General features: G+C 57.5%; 21 protein-coding genes and 2 pseudogenes. 18 read left to right on the forward strand and 5 right to left on the reverse strand.

Features of this window, described 5'->3' with window-relative positions:
• Nucleotides 1-7 precede the first annotated feature (7 nt).
• Complete coding sequence (locus M0D66_RS26300; protein WP_266211976.1) at nt 8-1,120, forward strand: alpha/beta fold hydrolase; 1,113 nt, start codon at nt 8-10, stop codon at nt 1,118-1,120.
• Between the two features lie 536 nt (nt 1,121-1,656).
• Here the strand turns inward: M0D66_RS26300 and M0D66_RS26305 are convergent.
• On the reverse strand, nt 1,657-2,076 hold the full coding sequence (locus M0D66_RS26305; RefSeq protein ID WP_266211977.1) for a hypothetical protein: 420 nt from the start codon (nt 2,074-2,076) through the stop codon (nt 1,657-1,659).
• A gap of 156 nt (nt 2,077-2,232) precedes the next feature.
• Here M0D66_RS26305 and M0D66_RS26310 point away from each other — a divergent pair.
• From M0D66_RS26310 to M0D66_RS26390, 16 genes and pseudogenes are all read left to right on the forward strand, one after another.
• Nucleotides 2,233-2,472 (forward strand): annotated as a pseudogene (locus tag M0D66_RS26310) (transposase); the annotation flags it as partial.
• Nucleotides 2,473-2,742: 270 nt separating this feature from the next.
• On the forward strand, nt 2,743-3,480 hold the full coding sequence (locus tag M0D66_RS26315) for a GntR family transcriptional regulator (protein ID WP_266211978.1): 738 nt from the start codon (nt 2,743-2,745) through the stop codon (nt 3,478-3,480).
• 172 nt (nt 3,481-3,652) lie between these two features.
• Complete coding sequence (locus M0D66_RS26320; RefSeq protein ID WP_266211979.1) at nt 3,653-4,636, forward strand: ABC transporter substrate-binding protein; 984 nt, start codon at nt 3,653-3,655, stop codon at nt 4,634-4,636.
• A gap of 66 nt (nt 4,637-4,702) precedes the next feature.
• Entirely contained in the window at nt 4,703-5,671 is a 969-nt protein-coding gene (locus tag M0D66_RS26325; protein ID WP_266211980.1) for a tripartite tricarboxylate transporter substrate binding protein, read from the forward strand.
• A 45-nt stretch (nt 5,672-5,716) separates the two neighbouring features.
• Nucleotides 5,717-6,097, forward strand: coding sequence for a VOC family protein (locus tag M0D66_RS26330; protein WP_266211981.1), 381 nt, complete (start codon nt 5,717-5,719; stop codon nt 6,095-6,097).
• Nucleotides 6,098-6,241: 144 nt separating this feature from the next.
• Nucleotides 6,242-6,763 carry a tripartite tricarboxylate transporter TctB family protein gene (locus tag M0D66_RS26335; RefSeq protein ID WP_266211982.1) on the forward strand — a complete coding sequence of 174 codons (522 nt, stop codon included), beginning with the start codon at nt 6,242-6,244 and terminating at the stop codon, nt 6,761-6,763.
• 12 nt (nt 6,764-6,775) lie between these two features.
• Entirely contained in the window at nt 6,776-8,320 is a 1,545-nt protein-coding gene (locus M0D66_RS26340; RefSeq protein WP_266211983.1) for a tripartite tricarboxylate transporter permease, read from the forward strand.
• 77 nt (nt 8,321-8,397) lie between these two features.
• A complete protein-coding gene (locus M0D66_RS26345; protein ID WP_266211984.1) occupies nt 8,398-8,946 on the forward strand; it encodes a chromate transporter in 549 nt (182 codons plus the stop codon).
• Between the two features lies 1 nt (nt 8,947).
• The gene (locus M0D66_RS26350) at nt 8,948-9,484 is read left to right on the forward strand and encodes a chromate transporter (protein ID WP_266211985.1); all 537 of its coding nucleotides are present in this window, start codon (nt 8,948-8,950) and stop codon (nt 9,482-9,484) included.
• 13 nt (nt 9,485-9,497) lie between these two features.
• Complete coding sequence (locus tag M0D66_RS26355; protein WP_266211986.1) at nt 9,498-10,139, forward strand: glutathione S-transferase family protein; 642 nt, start codon at nt 9,498-9,500, stop codon at nt 10,137-10,139.
• A 582-nt stretch (nt 10,140-10,721) separates the two neighbouring features.
• Complete coding sequence (locus M0D66_RS26360) at nt 10,722-11,708, forward strand: YncE family protein (protein ID WP_266211987.1); 987 nt, start codon at nt 10,722-10,724, stop codon at nt 11,706-11,708.
• A 135-nt stretch (nt 11,709-11,843) separates the two neighbouring features.
• On the forward strand, nt 11,844-12,992 hold the full coding sequence (locus M0D66_RS26365) for a porin (RefSeq protein WP_266211988.1): 1,149 nt from the start codon (nt 11,844-11,846) through the stop codon (nt 12,990-12,992).
• Nucleotides 12,993-13,482: 490 nt separating this feature from the next.
• A pseudogene (locus tag M0D66_RS26375) lies at nt 13,483-13,611 on the forward strand (integrase); the annotation flags it as partial.
• Nucleotides 13,597-13,767 carry a hypothetical protein gene (locus M0D66_RS26380; RefSeq protein ID WP_266212075.1) on the forward strand — a complete coding sequence of 57 codons (171 nt, stop codon included), beginning with the start codon at nt 13,597-13,599 and terminating at the stop codon, nt 13,765-13,767. The pseudogene M0D66_RS26375 and the gene M0D66_RS26380, both read left to right, overlap by 15 nt.
• Nucleotides 13,768-13,944: 177 nt before the next feature.
• Nucleotides 13,945-14,385 carry an SET domain-containing protein gene (locus M0D66_RS26385; protein WP_266211989.1) on the forward strand — a complete coding sequence of 147 codons (441 nt, stop codon included), beginning with the start codon at nt 13,945-13,947 and terminating at the stop codon, nt 14,383-14,385.
• Between the two features lie 257 nt (nt 14,386-14,642).
• Nucleotides 14,643-14,879: a hypothetical protein gene (locus M0D66_RS26390; RefSeq protein WP_301773089.1), complete on the forward strand. Its 237-nt coding sequence runs from the start codon at nt 14,643-14,645 to the stop codon at nt 14,877-14,879.
• 408 nt (nt 14,880-15,287) lie between these two features.
• On the opposite strand, the gene M0D66_RS26395 is transcribed toward M0D66_RS26390, so the two are convergent.
• From M0D66_RS26395 to M0D66_RS26410, 4 genes are all read right to left on the reverse strand, one after another.
• On the reverse strand, nt 15,288-15,794 hold the full coding sequence (locus tag M0D66_RS26395) for a hypothetical protein (protein WP_093647372.1): 507 nt from the start codon (nt 15,792-15,794) through the stop codon (nt 15,288-15,290).
• Between the two features lie 572 nt (nt 15,795-16,366).
• On the reverse strand, nt 16,367-16,981 hold the full coding sequence (locus M0D66_RS26400; RefSeq protein WP_266211990.1) for a hypothetical protein: 615 nt from the start codon (nt 16,979-16,981) through the stop codon (nt 16,367-16,369).
• Between the two features lie 126 nt (nt 16,982-17,107).
• Entirely contained in the window at nt 17,108-17,359 is a 252-nt protein-coding gene (locus M0D66_RS26405; RefSeq protein ID WP_266211991.1) for a hypothetical protein, read from the reverse strand.
• The gene (locus M0D66_RS26410) at nt 17,356-17,778 is read right to left on the reverse strand and encodes an NUDIX hydrolase (protein WP_266211992.1); all 423 of its coding nucleotides are present in this window, start codon (nt 17,776-17,778) and stop codon (nt 17,356-17,358) included. The genes M0D66_RS26405 and M0D66_RS26410 overlap by 4 nt, the downstream gene beginning before the upstream one ends.
• A 410-nt stretch (nt 17,779-18,188) precedes the next feature.
• Here M0D66_RS26410 and M0D66_RS26415 point away from each other — a divergent pair, with 410 nt between their 5' ends.
• On the forward strand, nt 18,189-20,288 hold the full coding sequence (locus tag M0D66_RS26415) for a Na/Pi cotransporter family protein (protein WP_266211993.1): 2,100 nt from the start codon (nt 18,189-18,191) through the stop codon (nt 20,286-20,288).
• Nucleotides 20,289-20,550 lie beyond the last annotated feature (262 nt).

Raw genomic sequence — 20,550 nt, forward strand, 5'->3', positions numbered from 1 at the left:
TTGGCAGTTGATTGCTCATTCCATCAATCGGCAATACCAGAGAACCTTCAATATTGTTGGACAGTCATGGGAAATCAGAATGAATGATATGAACAATGTGACCGAAAAGCAGAACGCCTTGCAGCGACGTCGTTTTTTGCAAGGCGCAGCAGTGACGTTGATCACGACGACTGTGATGCCGGTAAGCGCCAGCGCTGCCACCATGCAGACCATTGCCGAAGATCACTGGGCGCAAAAAGGCGCGGTGAAACTATACCTGTACCGCAAGCGTCTCGCAGACGGCGCAAACGCAGATGCGGGCCCGAAGCCGGTATTGTTCCTGGTGCATGGCTCGTCGTTCTCGGGGCGGGGCGGTTTCGACCTGCAGGTCCCCGGATTGCCGAACTACTCGTTCATGGACGAGTTCGCAAGATACGGCTTTGACGTCTGGACCATGGATCACGAGAATTATGGCCGCTCCTCCAAGACCGAATCGAACTCAGATATCAGATCTGGCGTCGATGATTTGAAAGCCGCGCTGCCGGTTGTCGAGCAAGTTACCGGACAGAAGAAGGTCATGTTCTACGGCCAGTCGTCTGGCTCGATCCGTCTCGGTGTCTTTGCAATGGAAGAGCCGGAGCGGGTCGACCGCATGGTGCTCGATGCGTTCACCTATACCGGCGAGGGCGCGCCCGAGATCATGAAGCGGCGTGCGAACATTGCGAAGCTTACGGCCAGCAACTTCCGGCCGACCTCGCAAGCGAGCTTCGACGCCATTTTTTCGCGCGATGATCCGTCGACAGTCGACCCGGCAATACCGAAAGCCTTGGGTGACTACGAGCTGAAGCTGGTGAACCGGACGCCGAACGGAACCTATGTCGACATGGCGATCCACATGCCGATGGTCGACCCCAAAAAGCTTCAGTGTTCCGTTTGCATGACGAGAGCCGAACACGATGGCAACGCGACGGATGCTGAATTACTCGATTTCTTCTCGCAACTGCCGAACAAAGACAAACAGTTCTGTGAGATCAAGGGCGTCGCCCACGTTGCGGTGCTTGGCATCAACCGCCACCGTATCTGGCACGCCATGCATGCCTTCTACACGATGCCGCCGCAACGTACCGCCACAAACGGGTGACTTGCACCGTCTGACGGCCGGGCGGTTACCAGGATTGACGCATTTCAATCAATCGCCGATGCCTTAAAGGAGGAGACTGCCGCGGAGAGCGTACGTGTGTGGTCGAGCATCAATGCTGGTTCCACATCGGCACGACTACTAAATCGAGTGCGCGAAAGCTGCGAGACGGGCGCTTCGATTCCGTGCATACGCAAAAATCGTTGATGTCAGTGGAACGCAAGGGATCTGTAGAGAACAAAAAACCCCGTAAGACGTTGATCTTACGGGGTTTCTCGGACTACTTCGGCTTACGCCGGAACAACTGTTGGTGCCAGGAGAGGACTCGAATACGATGCTTAAGTGTTTGATTTAAATTAATAAAATTTTATTTCTTTTCGCTACATATACGCATGTGTATACGCAAAATTATTGGATCCCACCGGACGCGGTTCCATGACGGACAGTTTCGACCGCCGTGACATCACGGCAGGCTCGTCAGGTTAAGGGGAGGTATTCCTTTCACGGGGTGCAGGTGGTCTCGCTGCCAGCCAGAGGCTTCACATCTGCGGATCGTTGACGGGGAACGTGGGGCGTCCGTCCTTCGCGGGCAGCCCCCACTTTTGCATCACACTTTTGAAAAACGCTTGCTTCTGCAACTTGATCAGGGCTTGCTGGAACGCACGAGCGAGCCGCTTGCCGTTGTCGTCGACGCCAAAGCCGATTCCGTATGATGAGAGGTTGTAGTAGAACACCGCCTGATATTTGTCCGGAAACTTCTTGATGTTGTAATTCGCAGCGGGCGCAGATAAAGACAGAGAAGTACCGGCAGCGTTCGATCGAGAGTTACAGCGCGTCATGACAGATGTTGGGAATGCGACCGAGCGTCTGCGCGCAGTGCAGATTCGCAAGCGAGCGTTGACGGGCAGATCAAAGGAGGCTCGCGTCGTGCAGGGCGAAAAGGGGAATCCCCAACTCATCGTACTAGATCACGCTTCAAGCGAAGTGTGGGGCGGCATTGATGGGGTCGTCGGCCTGCCGGAATGGCGTGGCGGAACCAAATTGGTTCTCATGGAATGGCTTTCTGAGGCATAGCCCGCGCTCTTTGGCGCTGACCACAGGTTACATTTGCGTGCTGCCCGCGTTGCCATCGCAAGGAGCGATGTTCGCCCAGCGACTATCGCCGCATCCGACGATGGGAGCACGAATATGTACTGGAAGTCATGCAGAGTCGACTCGACCGGAAGTCTGATGCAATGACCATCCGAAGAAGCACAGTTGAACACGTCTTCGGCACGCTCAAGCATTGTATGGGTGCCACACACTTCCAGACCCGGACGCTCGGGAGGGTGAGCACCGAAATGAGCCTTCAGGTACGGTGGTGGTTCCGAACCGTGCAGGAACGACACCGCAGCGCCGTTTGTCTGGAGCGCCGTCCACTGCAATCTCTACGGTCTCCAAATTCATAAAAGAATCTCGGCCGAACCGGCTATTTGTACCAGAGCCTCGATGGTCGTCTGACTAGGGCAATGAAGCAACAGAGACGCCGAACCTCGCCTTCCGGACTGCCAAGCGAGTCTCGGCGGTAGTGGAATGAAAAAAATAAAATGTTGACATTTTGGATAGGGCTCCCTAGACTGCATTTCATGGAAACTGATCACAACCCTGCTACCGTCTCTCTGGCTGACTTTCGGGCGAACACCTTGACTGGTGTTGTACAGCACGAGATCGAGCGAATGATCCTGAGCGGTGAGCTCAAGCCTGGGCAGCGGCTGAACGAAAAGGCTGTCGCCGACAAGCTTTCCGTGAGTCGCGGTCCTGTGCGGGAAGCGTGTCGTTCGCTAGCCGAACTAGGACTCGTATACCTGATCCCGCAACGAGGCGTATTCATCCAGCGCGTAACACGCGACGACGCGATCGAAGTCTACGATCTGCGCGCGGGGCTTACCGCATTGGCAGCATCGCTACTCGCGCCGATCCTGACGCAAGAAATGGCAAATCAACTCGATGCGTATGTCGACCAGATGCAGGAAGCCGCAGAAAAAGGCGACTTCTCGCGCTTTGATCCGTTGAATCTGGAGTTCCATGATTACATGGTGCGGTCGACCGGCAATTCGCGGCTGACGAAGCTCTATCGCGGCTTCGTCAAGGAATTTCATCTGTTCCGCGTGCACGGACTGGTTCAGCGCGGTGCGCTGTTGCAGTCGAACGAAGAGCATCGCGAGATCGTCAGTGCCTTGAAGTCGGGGAATGCAAGCCTTGGCTACGAAACGAGCTTCAGTCACGTGTCGAAAGGCAAGGAGCGGATGCTTATGGCGCTGGACGGGATGGCGACGGCCGGAGCGGATGGGGATCGCCAGGAAACCAGTAACGCAACCCCTTGACGAAGTGGAGCGGCGCAAGCCGATAGTGATTCACGGGACCTGACGGATATCTATGGCTGCTCGAGCAACGGTCAAGTACAAGTGAATTAATTTGCACTCCATATTGGTAGTAGTGCAAAAGCACTTTGACGGCTGTGCTTGGGTTTCACATCAACCTACGGCAATTTTTCCTATGATTGAACTGTCACTGGCTTGCCAGGTTACCGATCGAACGCGCGCTCTGCTTGACGGAAAGGTCGTGATCGAAGGTTGCAAGATCAATTTTATGAGTGGCCCCGCCGAGGAGATTTTTCAGCGCGCGTTTCGTCACGCCGAATTCGACATCTCGGAATTATCGCTCGGCACACATCTATTGACTACGGCGCGCGACGAGAGTGGCTATATCGGTGTGCCAGTGTTTTTGTCGAGATCGTTCCGGCATTCCGCGATCTACGTGCGCACGGATCGTGGTATCGATTTTCCGCAAGCGCTCAAGGGCTGTCGCGTCGGTGTACCCGATTTTCAGCAGACTGCGGGAATCTGGGTGCGCGGCATGCTCGGTGACGAATACGGCGTTGATACTCGTGACGTGAGTTGGGTTGTCGGTGGGCTCGAGCAGGCGGGGCGTGAGGCACGGGTGCCGTACAGCCTGCCGGGAGATATCCGCATCGAGCCTATCGGCGCGGAACAGACGCTCTCGAGAATGCTTGACGCCGGCGATATCGATGCCGTCATCGCGCCGAAGCCGCCGTCGTGCTTCGGTCGCAACGAACGTGTACGACGGCTCTTTCCAGACTTCAGGAGCGACGAGGAGGCGTGGTTCGGCAAGACGGGTCTTTTTCCACCCATGCACATGCTCGGCATCCGCCGGACGCTTGTTGAGCAGCACCCTTGGCTGCCGGTCAACGTATACGCGGCGTTCAGGAAGTCACGGGACCTGGCGTTGGCTGAACTTGCGGTCACCGACACGTTGCGCGTCATGCATCCCTGGATCACTTCCGAATTCGAGCGTGTGAAATCGGTGATGGGTGACGACTACTGGCGTTACGGCGTGAAGGAGAATCGCGCTGATCTCGATACGTTGCAGCGTTACGCAAGAAGCGACGGTCTGATTCAGGAGGCAGTGCCGATGGAGCGGCTTTTCGCTACCAGTACGTTCGACAGATTCAATTTCTAAACGACTACTGAACGCCAAAAAACAGGAGACGATGTAATGAGAAGGAGACTTGGAAGAGCTGGCGTCATGTTGGGGGTCTGCGCTGCGCTGATCTCAATCTATGCCGCACACGTCCGCGCGGCTGACGCGTGGCAACCGCATCGACCGATTGAGATTGTCGTGCCAAGCGCGCCAGGCGGCGGACTAGATCTCGTAGCCCGCACGCTTCAGAGTGTCATCCAGCAGGAAAAGCTGTCGAGTAAACCGGTAACCGTCATGAACCGACCGGGTGGCGGCGGCACGGTCAGCATCGCTTACATCAATTCACACGAAGGCGACGGCCATTACGTCACCGTCCAGGCACTGCCCCTGATCACGAACCGCATCACCGGACTGAGCACCGTCGGCATCGACGATGTAACGCCGCTGGCCGTGTTGGTCACGGAGCAGGTGGTGTTCTCAGCGCCCGGCGATTCGCCGATCAAGTCAGGCGCGGATCTGATCCAGATGCTGAAGAAGGACCCCTCGTCGGTCACGATGGGGGTGTCGAGTTCTCCCGGTGGCCAGAGCCACGATGCGGCGGCGCTTGTCGTCAAGAGCGTGGGTCAGGATCCGAAGAAGATGAAAGTCGTGTTCTTCGACTCGGGTGGCGAGGCAATGACTGCGCTGATGGGCGGGCACGTCACCGTCTCCGCGACTCCGGCTGGCGTCGTGCTCGGGCCGAGCCAGGCGGGCCGAGTGCGCCTGATTGCAATCTCCGGCGACAAACGGGAAGACGGCGCGCTGGCGATGGTGCCGACCTGGAAGGAGCAGGGCGCGAACGTCGACTTCACGACGTGGCGCGTAGTCGTCGGTCCGAAGAACATGACGCCCGCGGAGATCGCCTGGTGGGATAACGTCCTGCAGAAAGCGACTGCGTCGCCGCTATGGGCGGTGGCCGTCAAGCGTAATTTATGGACTGCAGACTATGAGAACAGCACGCAGACACGTGCTTTTCTTCACGGCGAGCGTGATCGCCTCAGCCCGTTGCTGACCGATCTAGGTCTCGCTAGATAACGTGCTTTTCTTTAACCCGTAGCACTTACCGACATGGAGAACCATATGTCACGCATCGTTCACCTCGCAGTCAAGGTCGATGACCTCGAGGCGGCCACACGTTTCTACACGGAAGTGTTCGGCTTCACGGAAGTGAAGACTGGGCGTAATCGCGAACACATATCGCGCCACATGACCGACGGCCACATTGACTTCACCCTGATGAAGTACGACAGCGAAGATTCGCATGAAGCGCAACTGGCCGGAGCCGGTCCGCGGTTGCATCACTGGGGCGTCACAGTCGACGACCAGGAGGCTGCTGCTGAGCGGATCAAGCAATACGGCGGTGAGATCCTGTCCGCGAAGGGCGAGGGTGCGCTCAAGTTCCGTGCGCCGGACGGCACGATCGCCGAAGTCGTGAAGCCTGGTCGCTACAACGAAAAGTGAAGCGCCAGACATAAGACGCGAATAGTGTTGGCGGTACGCAGCGGAGGACAGGTAATCCGCAGCGGCTTGCGCGATCTCGCTTGCTATACGAACCCGCGGCGACTGCCTTTCTGGTGGTCGTGCCGGGGTCGAACCGGAGGAGACATGAAAAGCATCAAGGGAGATGTGTGGCTCGCATTCTGCGTGATCACGCTGGCCGCCGCCTATCTTTACATGGACATGCGATTGCCGGAAGTCAGATTGAGCGACCCGCTCGGCCCGAAGGTGTTTCCGGCACTCGTCGGTGTGGGGCTGATCGCGTCGGCACTCGTGTTGCTGCTTGAGGGGCGTAGCAGGAACCGCTCGCATGCGCATACCGATACGCCTGCAAAACCGGCCGCGGGAGCGGTTGCCGAAGTACCGCTCGCAGATGAGGCGCATGAATCGAAAAACCATCCTCTCATCCTGATCGGAATGGTGGCATGGACGGCGCTCTACTACCTGGCTTTCGAGCGTGCGGGATATCTGTTTGCTACTTCGGTCTTTCTGTTCGGCCTGCTCATCTATTTCAATCGCAACCGCCTCAAGACGAATCTCACGATCGCGCTGGGTGTCACGGTGTTCTTTGATCTGCTGTTCTCCCAGCTTCTCGGTGTTCCGATGCCGACGGGCTTCCTCCCTTTCTGAGGCGCTCGCATCATGGACAGCTTGCACGGCATTTTGCAAGGACTCGCGGTCGCTGCGACGCCCATGCATCTTCTCTACACGCTCATCGGCGTGTTCATCGGTACGATGATCAGCCATCTGCCGGGCATCGGCCCGTCGGCCGGCATCGCGCTGCTGATTCCGGTTACCTTCGGCATGGACCCGATCTCCGCGCTGATGATGCTCACAGGCATTTACTACGGCTGCATGTATGGCGGCGCGGTCACGGCCATTCTGTTAAACACACCCGGCGACGCGGCCGCGGTGATGACCGTGCTTGACGGCTATCCGCTCGCGAGAAAGGGCCGTGCGGCCGCGACGCTGGCGATTGCGGCGGTCAGTTCGTTCATCGCGGGGATGATGGGCGTGACCGCACTTTCGTTCGTTGCCGCGCCGCTCGCGGCCGTCGCGTTGCATTTTGGTCCCGCAGAATACTTCGCGCTAATCTGTTTTGCACTCTCGACAGTTGGCGCGCTGACTGGCGATTCACTAGCCAAAGGCATGATGGCTGTGTTCATGGGCCTCGGCCTGGCGACAGTCGGCATTGATCTGCAAAGCGGTGTACCGCGCTTCACGCTCGGTTTGACACAGTTGCAGGACCGCGTGAACTTCCTGGTCGTGGTCGTGGGCCTCTTTGCAATCTCGGAGGTGAGCCGGATGGTTGAGGGTACGCTTGGCGGCACGATGCATACGGTGCGGGTGGAAGGCAAGCTGTGGTTCACCCGCAATGAGTGGCGCCGCGCTCGTCCGGCGATCTTCCGCGGCTCGATTGTCGGTTTCATCTGCGGTGCGGCGCCCGGCCTCGGCGGCACGCTTGCGGCGATGCTCTCGTATGTGCTGGAGAAGAAAATCTCGAAGCATCCCGAGGAGTTTGGTCACGGCGCGATCGAAGGCGTCGCGGCGCCAGAGGCGGCAACCAATGCGGATACGTGTGGGGCGTTCGTGCATCTGCTGGCCCTAGGCGTCCCTGGCTCCGGCGCGACCGCGGTGATCATGGGTGCGTTCATCATGTACGGTATCCAGCCCGGGCCGATGCTGTTTCATACCCAGCCGGATCTTGTGTGGGGGCTGATAGCGAGCATGTATATCGGCAACATCATGCTGCTGGTGCTCAATTTGCCACTCGTCGGAATTTTGTCGCGCATTCTGTATGTGCCGCCTGGCGTGCTTCTCTGTGTGATTCTCGTGATCGCGTCGGCCGGGGTTTACTCGTTCAATACTGATGTGTTCGACCTGTTCCTCGCGCTCTTTTTCGGCATCGTCGGTTATGCGTTCCGCAAGTTCGACATTCCGAAGGCGCCGTTGCTTTTTGGCCTGATTCTGGGTCATACGCTCGAACAGTCGTTCCGTCAGGCGCTGACGATTTCGGGCGGGGATCCGGGCACGTTCGTGCGCAGTCCCATCGCGGCCGGCCTGCTTGGCTGCGCGGCAGTTAGCGTGATCGCGTCGATCTGGAGCCGCCGTAAACGGTCGACAAAGCTGCTGCATGAAGCTGAGGAGCAGATAGCGGAGCATCGGCTCGCCAACGAGCGGCATTGAACTGACCCCGGGCGCGCTGTGCACCCGGTTTGCGTCCAGATCCCGGACAACAAAGGTAGACCAACATGCAAACGGTGGTGAGACGTGATGCAACCGATGTCTCGTTGCTGCAGATCCTGCTGCTGTTTGCGCGTGTCGGCTTGACGAGCTTCGGGGGCGGCCTGTCTGCATGGATCTATCGCGAGGTTGTCACACAGCGAGGTTGGCTGAAGGAGGAGGAGTTCCTCGGCGCACTCACGCTCGGGCAGATCCTGCCCGGTTCCAACGTGGTCAATCTGTCGATCTATGTTGGCTACCGGATGAGGGGTGCAATTGGCAGCGTAGTGGCGGTTACCTCGCTACTCGTGCCGCCGATGGGTGTGATCGTGCTGCTCGCGACGACATTCCACGAGTTTGCTCAGCTTGCGTGGCTACACCGATTTCTTGAAGGTATCGCTGCTGCCGCGGTAGGTATGACGGCGTCGGTGGGGTTTCGCACTGCGCGTGCGCTGCTTGCGGACCAGCGCTGGCCACTGCTGCTGATCCTGGCCGTGTTCCTCGCGGTCGGTGTCCTGCGCTTGCCGCTCGTGCCGATCGCGATCGTTGCTTGCGCAATCGGTTTGGTCATTGCTTCGAGGGGTGGTTAGCATGCGCGACAACCTGTATCTGCAACTGATTGTTGTGTTTGTGCCGCTTTCACTGCTGTCGCTTGGCGGCGGCCAGAGTATCGTCGCCGACATTAACCAGCAGGCCGTGGCGATTCACGGTTGGGTGACGCAGGCCGAGTTTGTCGACCTGTTTGCCATATCACGGGCTGCACCCGGACCTGGCGCGCTGCTAACTACGCTGATCGGCTGGAAAGCGGCTGGCTGGCTTGGCGCGGTCGTCGCTTCGCTGGCGCTCTTCGTTCCGTCGTCGGTGCTTGCATATGGCGCGACGCTTGCGTGGACGCGGCACCATCAGCACCGGTGGCATCGAACGGCCGAGCGCGGACTTGCACCTGTCGCGACCGGGCTGATTCTCGCGAGTGCGTTTTCGGTGCTGCATTCGTCGTCCGCAACGTGGATGATCTGGGGCCTCGCGGCCATTGCGCTGGTGGTGTTCGTGGCGCGGCCCAGGATGAATCCGCTCGCCGTGCTGTTTGCGGCTGGACTCGTGCATGCCGGTCTCGGTGCGATGTTTTGATCGGGAGATATCCATGGAACTCTATGGCAGACGTAGTTCGATCAACGTCCAGAAGGTGATGTGGTGTCTTGCAGAGCTCGGTCTGTGTGAAGGGCGTGATTTTCAGCGCATTGACGCAGGTCTGCAGTTCGGCGTGGTGAACACCCCTGAGTTCCTTGAGCTGAATCCGAACGGCCTCGTGCCGACGCTCGTTGACGGTGACGTTGTGTTGTGGGAGTCGAACACCATTGTTCGCTATCTCGCGTCATCACGAGAGGCGGGGGCATTGTTACCGGTCAATCCGGCGGCGCGTGCTGAAGTCGAGCGCTGGATGGACTGGCAACTGGGGGCACTGTGGGCGACGTTACGGGTCGCATTTCTGGGCCTCACGCGGGTGCCGGAAGCCGAGCGCAATTACGACGCGATCAAGACCTCGCATCGGGAAGCCGCTCGTCTGCTTCAAATTGTGGATGAGGCGCTGAGCTACCGGCTCTTTCTTGCACAGCGGCGCTTTACAGTCGCGGATATAGGCGTCGCGCTGGCTGCAGCGCGCTGGTTCGACTTGGCGGGGCAATTCTCTGATGTTTTCGGGACCTACGCTGAACGGCCGTTCCTGGTGGACTGGCTGGGAAGAGTGACTGATCGTCCGGCATATCACCTGGCTGTGCGGCAATGATGACGGAGTGATGCGGTGCTGGCGCGGCACATGGGTGTCGAACAGTTGACGGCGACAGCAGCGATGAGCTTGAAATAGCAGGGATGTCTAAAAGTAAAGTGTTGACATTAGGCATTCGACAACCTAGACTCGATTTCATGGCTTTTGATAAAAGCAGGGCATGTTTCTTTGCCACCCTGAGTGGCGAACGCCTGGGCCTTCTGAGGAATGAAAGGCCCAGCGCTCCTCGAGGCGTAGGTCAATGCAGTGCAAGAAGCCGAAGGAAGGGACAACACCTCGTGCTTCGAACGGTTTAGGCCTTGAGATCCGCGATGGCCTCGTGCGCTCAATAGCCAATTCGCGGCTATGCGAGTTGGAAAGCAGTATGGTCAGCGCTCTACCTGCAAGTGCCCATACAGTGAGGCGACACGCTGCGCACAGCCAGACACGGCACCGGCAATAATTCAGTGATGCCGTTTCATTGGGTAAGTAGTAAAGGCTAATCAATAAAAATAGGCATCCTAATCATAGGATGATTCCGGATTTGAGAGAACCCGGGCGATCGGCAGGACCATTTAAGATGGAAAACAATCAGGAGACATCATGCGTCGTATTTCGAAGCTTGCGGTTCTGGTCGTCGTAGGAGCAGTTGCACTGACCAGTGCTTCCTGGGCTAGTGCTCAGTCCCGTTACAAGCTTGTCAAGACAATCGATCTACCAGGAAATGGGGGGCATGGCGATTGGGTGACTTTCGATCCCCAGACTCGTACCGCCTGGATCGTGCAGTCGCCCGAGCACAATGTCGTGGTCATTGATGCAGACAAGCTTGCCGTCAAGGCTGTGATCGGGGGCATCGAGGATGGTAACGGTATCGCCGTCGGCGACAAGTATGCGTTCGTTGCCGACGCCACCGCCAATAAACTGGTGGTCATCGACAAGAACACCTTGAAGCAGATTGCGAGCGTCGATACCGGAGGAAAAAAATCCGATGGCGTGACGATAGACACGCAAAACGGCAGGGTTTTTGTTGCCAATGACGATAGCAATACCGAAACAGTATTCGAGGGTGAAGCGCCATTCGCGCGCATTGGCAACATTGAGTTGCGTCCTCAACCCGCCAAAGATGGCCCGGACGTCAACCTGTACGTACCGGGTCTGGATCGCATTTACCAACCCGTCGACAATGTTGTCGACGTGATTGATCCGAACTCCAGTCAGGTCGTTGCAGTATGGGATTTCCATCTCAGGAAAGCGGCCAAGCCCATGGTTTACGACAGTCAGGCAGGGCATCTGATTATCGGCAGCCGCGACAAGAAAATACTGATCGTCAGCCCAGACGGCAAGCTAGTCGACAGCATCCCTTTCGAGGGCGGCGATATCGATCAGATTGCGGTAGACGTGGCGGCCCGCCGGGTTTTCGTTGGCGACAAGATTGGAAGCGCTGAGGTCGTCGATCTCGACGCGAAGCAGGTGGTCGATCATCTGAAGACCGAAAGGAACGCGCATACATTGGCCGTCGATCCGGCCACCCACCGCATCTTTATATATCTCGACACCAGCAACAAGGTTGACGTGTACGAACCTGTCTGACCGCATTTCTTTGGACCGAGGCGACCAACCAATCAAGTAGGGAAGCGCTGCCGGCGTCATGGATAAGTAGTAATTCGCTATTGTCGCTTATTTCTGAAATGTAATTAGTATAACTATATAAATAGGAGATTTTTGATGAAAAAGTTAACCATTTTCAGCAGCGTCGCATTGGGCATGCTGGCTGTTGCATCCGCTGCCCATGCGCAAAGCAGAATCACGCTTTACGGTGAACTTGATAACGCGATTGCTTATTACAACAACACTGGGCATGCCTCCCTCGTCGAGTTGCAAGGTGCTGACCTGACGGCCAACCAGTGGGGTATGAAGGGAGTGGAGGATCTGGGTAATCGCTTTCAGGCAATTTTCAACCTCGAGAACGGGTTTAACATTAATACGGGAAAACTGAGTCAAGGTGGCCGCCTGTTTGGCAAAAATGCATGGGTTGGGGTCAACAGCGATGTCTTCGGGAAAGTCACCGTCGGTCGTCAGTTGGACACGACCGTCGATCTGGTTCAACCTCTTACGGCCGATAGCTATGGTCCCGCGTTTACCACTCCGGGAGACGCCGACAATAATGACAATACATTTCGCCTGCAAAATGCCGTCAAGTACACCAGTCCGATGTATGCTGGCCTACAGTTTGAGGTGATGTACGGCTTGGGAGGCGTAGCTGGGGACGCATCATCACAGGAGTCCTCATCAGCTTCGATCGCCTATGCTCGCGGCGCCTTCAGTGCGGCGGCGGGATATGTCTTTGCCAAGAACGACGGCGCCGGCGGTGTCGGTACGGCGGACCAGACTCAGAACAGTTCGGTTACGCCGTTATTTGGCGACGACCCGTTTGTCGGCTCGCGCTTGATAACCCACGTTGCCGTCCAGTATGTCTGGAACAAACTGACTGCCAACGTGCGCTATAGCAATGCGCAATGGAAACCTTACGCGAGCTTTGCTGCTTTTAACCGGAAAGAAACCTTTAATACTGGTGCGGCCTCCCTGGACTATCAGATGACGCCGGCAGTCGCGTTAAACATCGGATACACCTACACGAGGTCAACCGGCGGTTCATCGGCGACCTACAATAACGTGGCCGCTGGGATGGAATACAGTCTGTCCAAGCGCACTACGCTCTACGCAATCGGTGGCTATTCACACGCTCACGGAACTACCTTCAGCGAAGATGGTAACCACATCGTATCGGCGGGTGGGACGGTGGGGGATCTGGAATCGAGCTCGGCTACACCCAATCAGGTTGCGCTCATATTCGGGCTGACAACCAAGTTCTGATAATTTTGTGGAAAGAGAGTGCACTGCCTTAGTAATGAACACGCCTTGTCAATTTGGGACTAATCCGATGGCTCGGCTTCGCGCATAGGTGACATGACAATGGGGATTGGCCGGATTCAATAGGACTCGCAGTTTTCTGACTAACATCCAGTCTGTAGATCGATCAGATAATTTGACGAATAGGCATAGGACACGGAACCACCGGGCGCCGCGGTCCAACGCGCAGCAGGATTGATCAGCGAAATGTTCCTTGGTGGTGTTGTAGGTTCCGGCGACGCTGCTACGGTTGGCCCATCAGTGTCGCTCTCATCGAGCAACGCCAGATACTTACGCACCACATCGCTCGGCCCTTTGCTGCGACTCCTTCAGTCGGGGTAATACCTCAGGTGCGATTGGCGTCGGCCCTTTGTGACGCCGGCGTCGATCGCGAAGCCGCTGTGTGTCAGGAAGGAATGCCGGTATCGCTGACGGTATCGGCAGGCGCAATGGGACCCGGTCGGCGGTCAGCGCGTGGCTTGAGAAGGCTGTTCTGAGGCCGGAACAGTACCTTTTCCCCAGTCGACTATCGGCGTCCCCACACCTTTCAACCCGGCAATATGCCCGGATGATACATCGATGGGCGGGGCTGCTCCGCTACCGCACGCGTATCGTGCGCGTGACTGCAGAAGCGCGTGGGCAGCGCGCGATGATCGAATCTCTCGACGCGACGCGCAGGACCTTCGTCAGCACCGTCAAGTGGAACAGTCTGTGCGATCTCGGTGCCCAGCTTTTCTAGTCCGGAGCCGCCTTCAGTTCGGCGGGTTCCGAACCACCAACTGATTGCGCCAGGACGAAACTCCAGTTTCAACCCGCAATGGTTGTCACAACCTTGACGCGAGTGACGTATCCACGTCGGTGTGGATGAGGATTTATGCCTCTTCTATACTGCGCACATATCAGTCGAGGTAACAGTATGAGGTGTGTGGTCGTCCGGCGATCGTCAGTTCACGGCAAGGGTGTGTTCGCAGTGAGGCCGCTTACCGCCGGCGAGCGCGTGCTTGAATACAAAGGTGAAGTCACTTCATGGCGAAATGCGGTGCGTCGTCACCAGCGTGAAGGCGTCGAAGGACATACGTTTCTTTTCGGGTTGTCGGATGGGCGTGTGATCGACGGCAGCCGTGACGGCAATAGCGCGCGCTGGCTCAATCACGCGTGCGCGCCCAACTGCGAGACCATCGAGGACGAGGGACGCATTTTCATTCATACGCTGCGGGCAATCGAGCCCGGAGAAGAACTGTTCATTGAATATCTGCTGGCGATTGACGATCCTGCGAGTGAAGAGGCTCGGGCCCAGTACGCCTGCCGGTGTGCGCCATCGGGCTGTCGTCAGTCGATGCTGGCGGACGCAGCGTGAGCGGCCAACCGTGCAGGTAAGAGAGGGCAGCGCCACTCCCGCGGAAAGCGATCTTGTTACGAGGCAGCCGAACGATGGCATTATCCGCATCGGTGTGGATGTGGTATCGATCTCGATATGCTGAGCCCCCTTACCAAAGGGAGATGCCTCCGACGGTCCTGTTGGTGCAAATAAGAGAAAGATGTCGCTGGATCTCGAAGATTAGCGGTGACGTTGACGCCAGCGCGCATCGTCGATGAATAGAGCGGAGCAGCCTTATGAAGAAGCGGAAGTTTGCACGGACGAGGGAAGGTGAAGTGAGTCTGCCTGAACTGCTGGACCGGCTCGAACTGGCATTGACCGAGGTGCCACCCCGCATGTCGGACTGCAGAGTCCTGTCGGATCTGAACCGGCGGCTCGGCTCGACCAACGAGAAAGCTGCTGCGTGGGCCGGTCGGATCACGCCTTCGCGACGTCGATGCCAATGCGCTGTCGAATCTCTGCCGCGCAAATGAATCGGTTGTTATGTCGTATTGCGGTCTCCGTATTTATACACGGTTCAATACAAATTTCGCGACGGGCGACGTGGAATCCCGGCAGCCAGATATACAGTCGAAAGCTTACTGAAATGCTATGGAAAGCACGGCGTCAGGCCAACTGCGCGGCAAACTCACGTTATCGCCGGATTTTCTGAATGGCTGTTTGCCGAATGCTTTTCGGTCGTTCGATGTCTCTAGGCGGGTGTCTGTTCGTGGCCGGCACTACGCGTCCGCACATACCGCCGGAAAGCTGCCATTGAGAATTCCAGCGTCCTCACGGTGCCACGTTTATCGAACTGGCGCTATCGGCCACTTTCGGACGGTCGACGTCGTGGCCTGAATTGTTGAGACCTTCAAGGCCAAGTTGACTGGATGCGCCGTCCGCTACCTTTTCAATAGGGCCACGTAGTAGTCGGCGATGCTGTCCTCCGCCCCCTTTGTGATCCGATTGAATACTCGTCCCCATGGCCAGAAGCTGGAACCTGAGGTGGTTTGCAGACCCGGGAATCGGCTTCCGCCAAGGGTGACCATACCCCATTCGCCACCATGATTGCGGCGATACACCTCTCCGACGTAACTTCCGTAGGCTTTCGCAAACGACATAACTTGTTCGTCCGTAGGCTTGGGACTCGTGCCGACGTAGGATGAACTCATTTGCGCCAAGGCCTTTTCGACATTTGCAATACTCGCGTCCGACCAGTCGAGTTTTATTCCAAACTGTTTTGCGGAGAAGTCGACGGCGTCTAGCGAGTAGGCTTCCGCAATTTTCTGGATTTTTGGATCAGGAGAAAAGGACTGATCAGATGGGGTTTCTGCCAGAGCAACTCCACCGCGAACGCAAGCCATCAGGACGATCAGCGCTAACAGGAAGCGCTTTACGATTGTTTTCAAGAGGATTCCCACTCCAAGACAACTCTGAGTCGCTGCAGCGAGTCGGAGTGTTGAATTTTCGCCTAGACCGATCTTATACGTCGGAGCCGCCTATAAGCTATGTGAACGGCAGCTTTCGGCAAATCTGAAGGTCCCCTGTGGGTCGCACTGAGACAAATAACCATCGCCCCACCACGTTGGCCCTCGACCTTCACCGAACTTCCGTAGCCGACCCGAAGCGGTCCGTCAGAGAATCGGATAGACGGTCCAATGAACTGCTCTTAACGGACGTTCGGGAAGGACGAAAAGCACCCACTCGGGGCCATTATGCTTTTTAGTACCGTACAGACCATAGAAATGTGAACGCCCGGCCACGAGGAGATTTGTAGTGCAACGGCAGTTTCCCGTCCCATCCCCTCCGCCGTAACGAGGCTTGGATCTTTTTGGCATGCTGGCGCGCGTAATCAATGAGCCGCGTTCGACGAGCCATATGCGGGCACGCTATCACGCCCACCGTTGAGCGGCGCTTTCCTCGAACATCAAAGCCGGTGCGACTGTCAGGTGTGAGAGCCTGGCGTCAGGGAATATGGATGTTAAAACTTTGGGACGAGTTGGCCTGGGTTGTTGATAACCGAATTCTTGCCGCCGGCTAGTTGTCCTGGATTGTTGACGACCGAGTTGGGGCCGCCCCAAATCTGGCCAGGGTTGCGCACGACCGAATGGTCGCCACCCCAAATTTGCGACGGGTTGTGAGCGAAAGAATTCGGACCGCCCCAAATTTGCCCGGGGTTGTTGACCAACGAGTTGGGCCCTCCGGAGAGAGCTTTGGCACCGTTGAAGGCCGCTTGAACTGCTTTGACAAGATCGTTGTTTTTTCCGAAGCAACCGTCGTCGCCGCCGATCTTGCCCGACAGGCATTTTTGAAGCTCCGCTTGCGTCAATTGCTCGGTGACGCACACGGCGAAGGCGTGCGGCTCCATGAGCGTCTCAATCGCACACTGGGCGACTATCAATTGTTCCGGGGTTAGTTTGGCTCCGCCCGCGCATAGCGCCGCCGCATAGGGATTGCTGGAATATTGGGCCGCACAGGTTGCAAGCCTCTGTTGCTCTGACGAGAGTCTTGTGCCTGCGACGCAGACTGCGGCGGCGTAACCGTTAGAGCGGTTGCCCGTGACGCAGCCAACGAGCTTCTGATCTTCCGGGCTCATGCGCCCCGTCGCGATGCAAAGCGCCGCGGCAGTGGCAAATGACGGGTCATCGGCCCCACAACAGTCACTCGTCATTAATTCATTCTTCGATGGAAGGCTATGTTTCCGGGACGGCGTGGACGCGTGTCATGAACTGAACAAATCATCGACGATCCGTCGTCCCGCGCTATAGCCGCCCATGAGCGCGTCAGTTTTGCTGAAAAATGGCTTGCCTTGAGATTCGCCAAAACGCAACGGGGAGAAAACGGCAAGAGCGCCACCGGCCTTGCAGATTCTCACGACCGCGACATAGCCCCCACTGCGTCCGGCCTGCCAGTTGAAGTCAGTCTCTACGGCGACCTCGACATCGAATCCTTGATGGTGATAAGTGCGGTTCATAGGCTCACCCGTTCCACCTGCTGCGAAATCCGCTGGACGTCGTCCGATTCCAGAGTGCGGATATACCGGAAGAAAAGCTCTACGATTCCACGAGTAGGGATGCTGGCGGAAAGCGTCGCTATCTTGACCGGGGCGAACCACCTGCACTTCGCGATCTCGTTGCTGGGCTGTACGCTTGCATGATGCGCGACGTCGGCGAAAAAGACATGATGCAATGTGTTGAAACCGGTAAATTGAAAGAGGTACGTCAACTCAATAGCCGCAAGCGTCGTTTCTTCCGACAGTTCACGTAGCGCGGCTTCCTGGGGCGTTTCATCCCGACGGATTCTCCCGCCTGGTAACGCCCATCTTGATCGTTCTCTGGCAACCAGCAGAATCCGGTTTTCCCGCACGCATACCACGGTCGCTCTGACTTTCATCCTTTCCCTGCATAGCGGATCTCTTTACCATCGGTCGAAACCGGCGGTAATGCAAGCCACGCCGGCGACCATTACCCGGCATTGTAAATCCTGTCGGAAATGCAGCACCCGGATCTCATCGGTGCCGTACCAGCAGGCATAGCGGTATCGAGCGCCGTAATCCGGGATTAACTGTTGTTTTCCACTCTAACAGTCGGCACGGTATCGCGCTAAACTGGCTCACCTCGCGGTCGGGCACCTTTTACTGATGCAACTCTCCATGGAGCCGCGCACGGGGGTAGGCGAGTGCCGGTCATGCTCAAACCGGGTTCGAGCCACGAGCGTCGATTTGCTGTGACGCTCTGCCGACCAAGGGGCAGGGACATGCCGAAGTCTCGTGGGCGAACGGTTGGACGCCAGGAGTCCGAATCATGATAACGACGTTCACGCTGATCGATCTTGCTGGCTCCATTGCTTTGCTGCTGCTGGGCACGCAGATGGTCCAAACTGGCATGCATCGGGCATTTGGCGCCGGTCTTCGCCCCCTTCTCGCCCGGTCTCTGGGCGGGCGGTTCCGGGCATTCCTGGCCGGAATGGGCGCGACGGCGGCATTGCAAAGCAGCGCGACTACCGGACTCATGGTTGAGAGCTTCGCTGCGGAGGGACTCGTCGGGCTGGTGCCCGCGCTTGCCGTCATGCTGGGCGCAAACGTCGGCGCAACGTTTATCGTGCAGGTGCTGTCGCTCGACGTCGCGGCCGCCGTTTCTCCGGCCCTGATCCTTGTAGGCGCGCTGATGTTCCGCAAGGTATCGAACACGCGTGCACACGACCTGGGACGCATGTTCATTGGCTTGGGCCTGATGCTGCTCGCGCTACATCATCTGCTCGAGTTGATGACCGATTACGAGGATGCCCCAAGCCTTCGCATGCTGCTGGGCGCTGCATCCACCGTACCGGTCGTCGATGTTCTGCTGGCTGCGGGTTTGACATGGGCCGCAGATTCGAACGCGGCGGCGGTCTTGCTCATCACCTCGCTTTGCGCGCGGAACGTCGTCCCGCCCAATACGGCTTTTGCACTGGTGATGGGCGCGAACCTCGGCACCGCAATCAACCCCGTACTGGCAGGGACGGCACCATACGATCCCGTCTTGAAGCGGCTCCCGGTCGGGAACCTGCTCACAAGGATAGCCGGCGTTGCGTTGGCACTTGCAGCACTCGGACCAATCGGGCGCTTCATGGTCACTATGGAACCGGACAATGCGCGAGTGGTTGCGGATTTTCATACGTTTTTCAACGTGGCTCTCGCCTGCGTATTCCTGCCGATGCTTCCGCTTTATGCGAGCCTGTTGAACCGATTACTGCCTTCGCCCGTGGCAGTTGCAGATCCGCAGCGGCCGCCTTTGCTCGACTCCACCTCCAACCGGATTCCAGCCGGGGCGTCGGAGACCGCACCCAAGGCACTTCGGTTCGTCGATCGCCTCGTCGCTCGCTTCGGCGAGATGCTATCGGACACCCATGCAGCACCGGCAGATTGCGAGCGCAAGCTCATTGCTGAGGCACGCCCGCATGCCGATATTCTGGACAGCCTGAATGGCGCAGCCGGGGCCTACCGGACGTCTACCAGGGCCGGGCAGATCGACCCGGCGACGCGTCCGCGCTTCGATAAGAAAGTCAGCATGATCTATCGCGAGGAGACCGGACGAATCGATGTGCAGCAGGGCAGTGGCCACTCGCTAGAACACGTCGGCCCTGATGGCAATGCAAAGAAGTATTACCCCGCAAGCTCCCTCTGGCTCACCTTGCAGGATCTTCAGATCGTTCAGCAACTGGAACCTGCCGAGGGAGAAACGCGATCCACCCTTACTACCTGTGTCCGTGGGACTGCTTTCTTTGATGACGTTCGCCTGTCAATTATTGGCGAACACGGGAACAGCACCCGCAAAGTTCAGATCTCGTTCACGGGCAGAGAAATCCGTGCGGCAGATCGGCAGGGCCTGCGCGAATGGCAAGACGAACTCGGTACGACTTTTTCGGACATCCCGTTGGGGACAGCAAGGCTTGGCTACAACCCGACGGACCGGGAGATGCAGGAACCAGATCAGTGGTGGGCGTCTTGCCATGTGCCGGAAAGCAGCATGAAGGCGCTGATACAGGGGGTCGAGGCTGGCCGGCTCTCTGCGGTCAAGGTCGGCCTGTGTCTGAAGAACATTTATATGTCGGGGCAGGTGTTTCCTGATTCCCTTGGGGATTCGTACCTGTTCCTCAGGCCGGGTAAGGAAGGCAGTGCTATGGAATCGCCGGAAATTGCGAGCGGATATGTTGTTCATCTCGCTCTCGACTTCGGAAAAATCAGCTTCGATGCGCCCGGCCAACGCGACAGTTCACGCGAGGATCAACAGCAAACAAACGCTGGTGACGCAACCTCAATGAACGCTCTTGTCGAGAGGTTGAGCACGCTCGTCGTCAGCCTGAAATGGCTTGCCGTGCTTGTCGCTGTCCTGGTTATTGTTTTTGCATTCAAAAATCGGTGATCGAACCATTGACGCGCTCACGTACGGCAGTTGCCGTCTCTTTCATGGGTGTCTGTCCGTTTGATCGCAAGACTCTAAATAGACTTGATGATAATTTAGCCTGTTGAGGGCGTCTTTTTGGCTACGTACGCTACCTTCAGACTGTGCCAATGCGGAACTCGCAGGCTGCGGCGATTGGAAAATGTCGGTGCGGGACGGGGAGTATAGCGATGAAAATGTCTCGCAGATTAGGAAGTCCCGACACGGCGGGGCCGGTGTGGGG

It is taken from the genome of Paraburkholderia sp. SECH2 (genome assembly GCF_030464795.1).
Taxonomy (GTDB): domain Bacteria; phylum Pseudomonadota; class Gammaproteobacteria; order Burkholderiales; family Burkholderiaceae; genus Paraburkholderia; species Paraburkholderia aspalathi.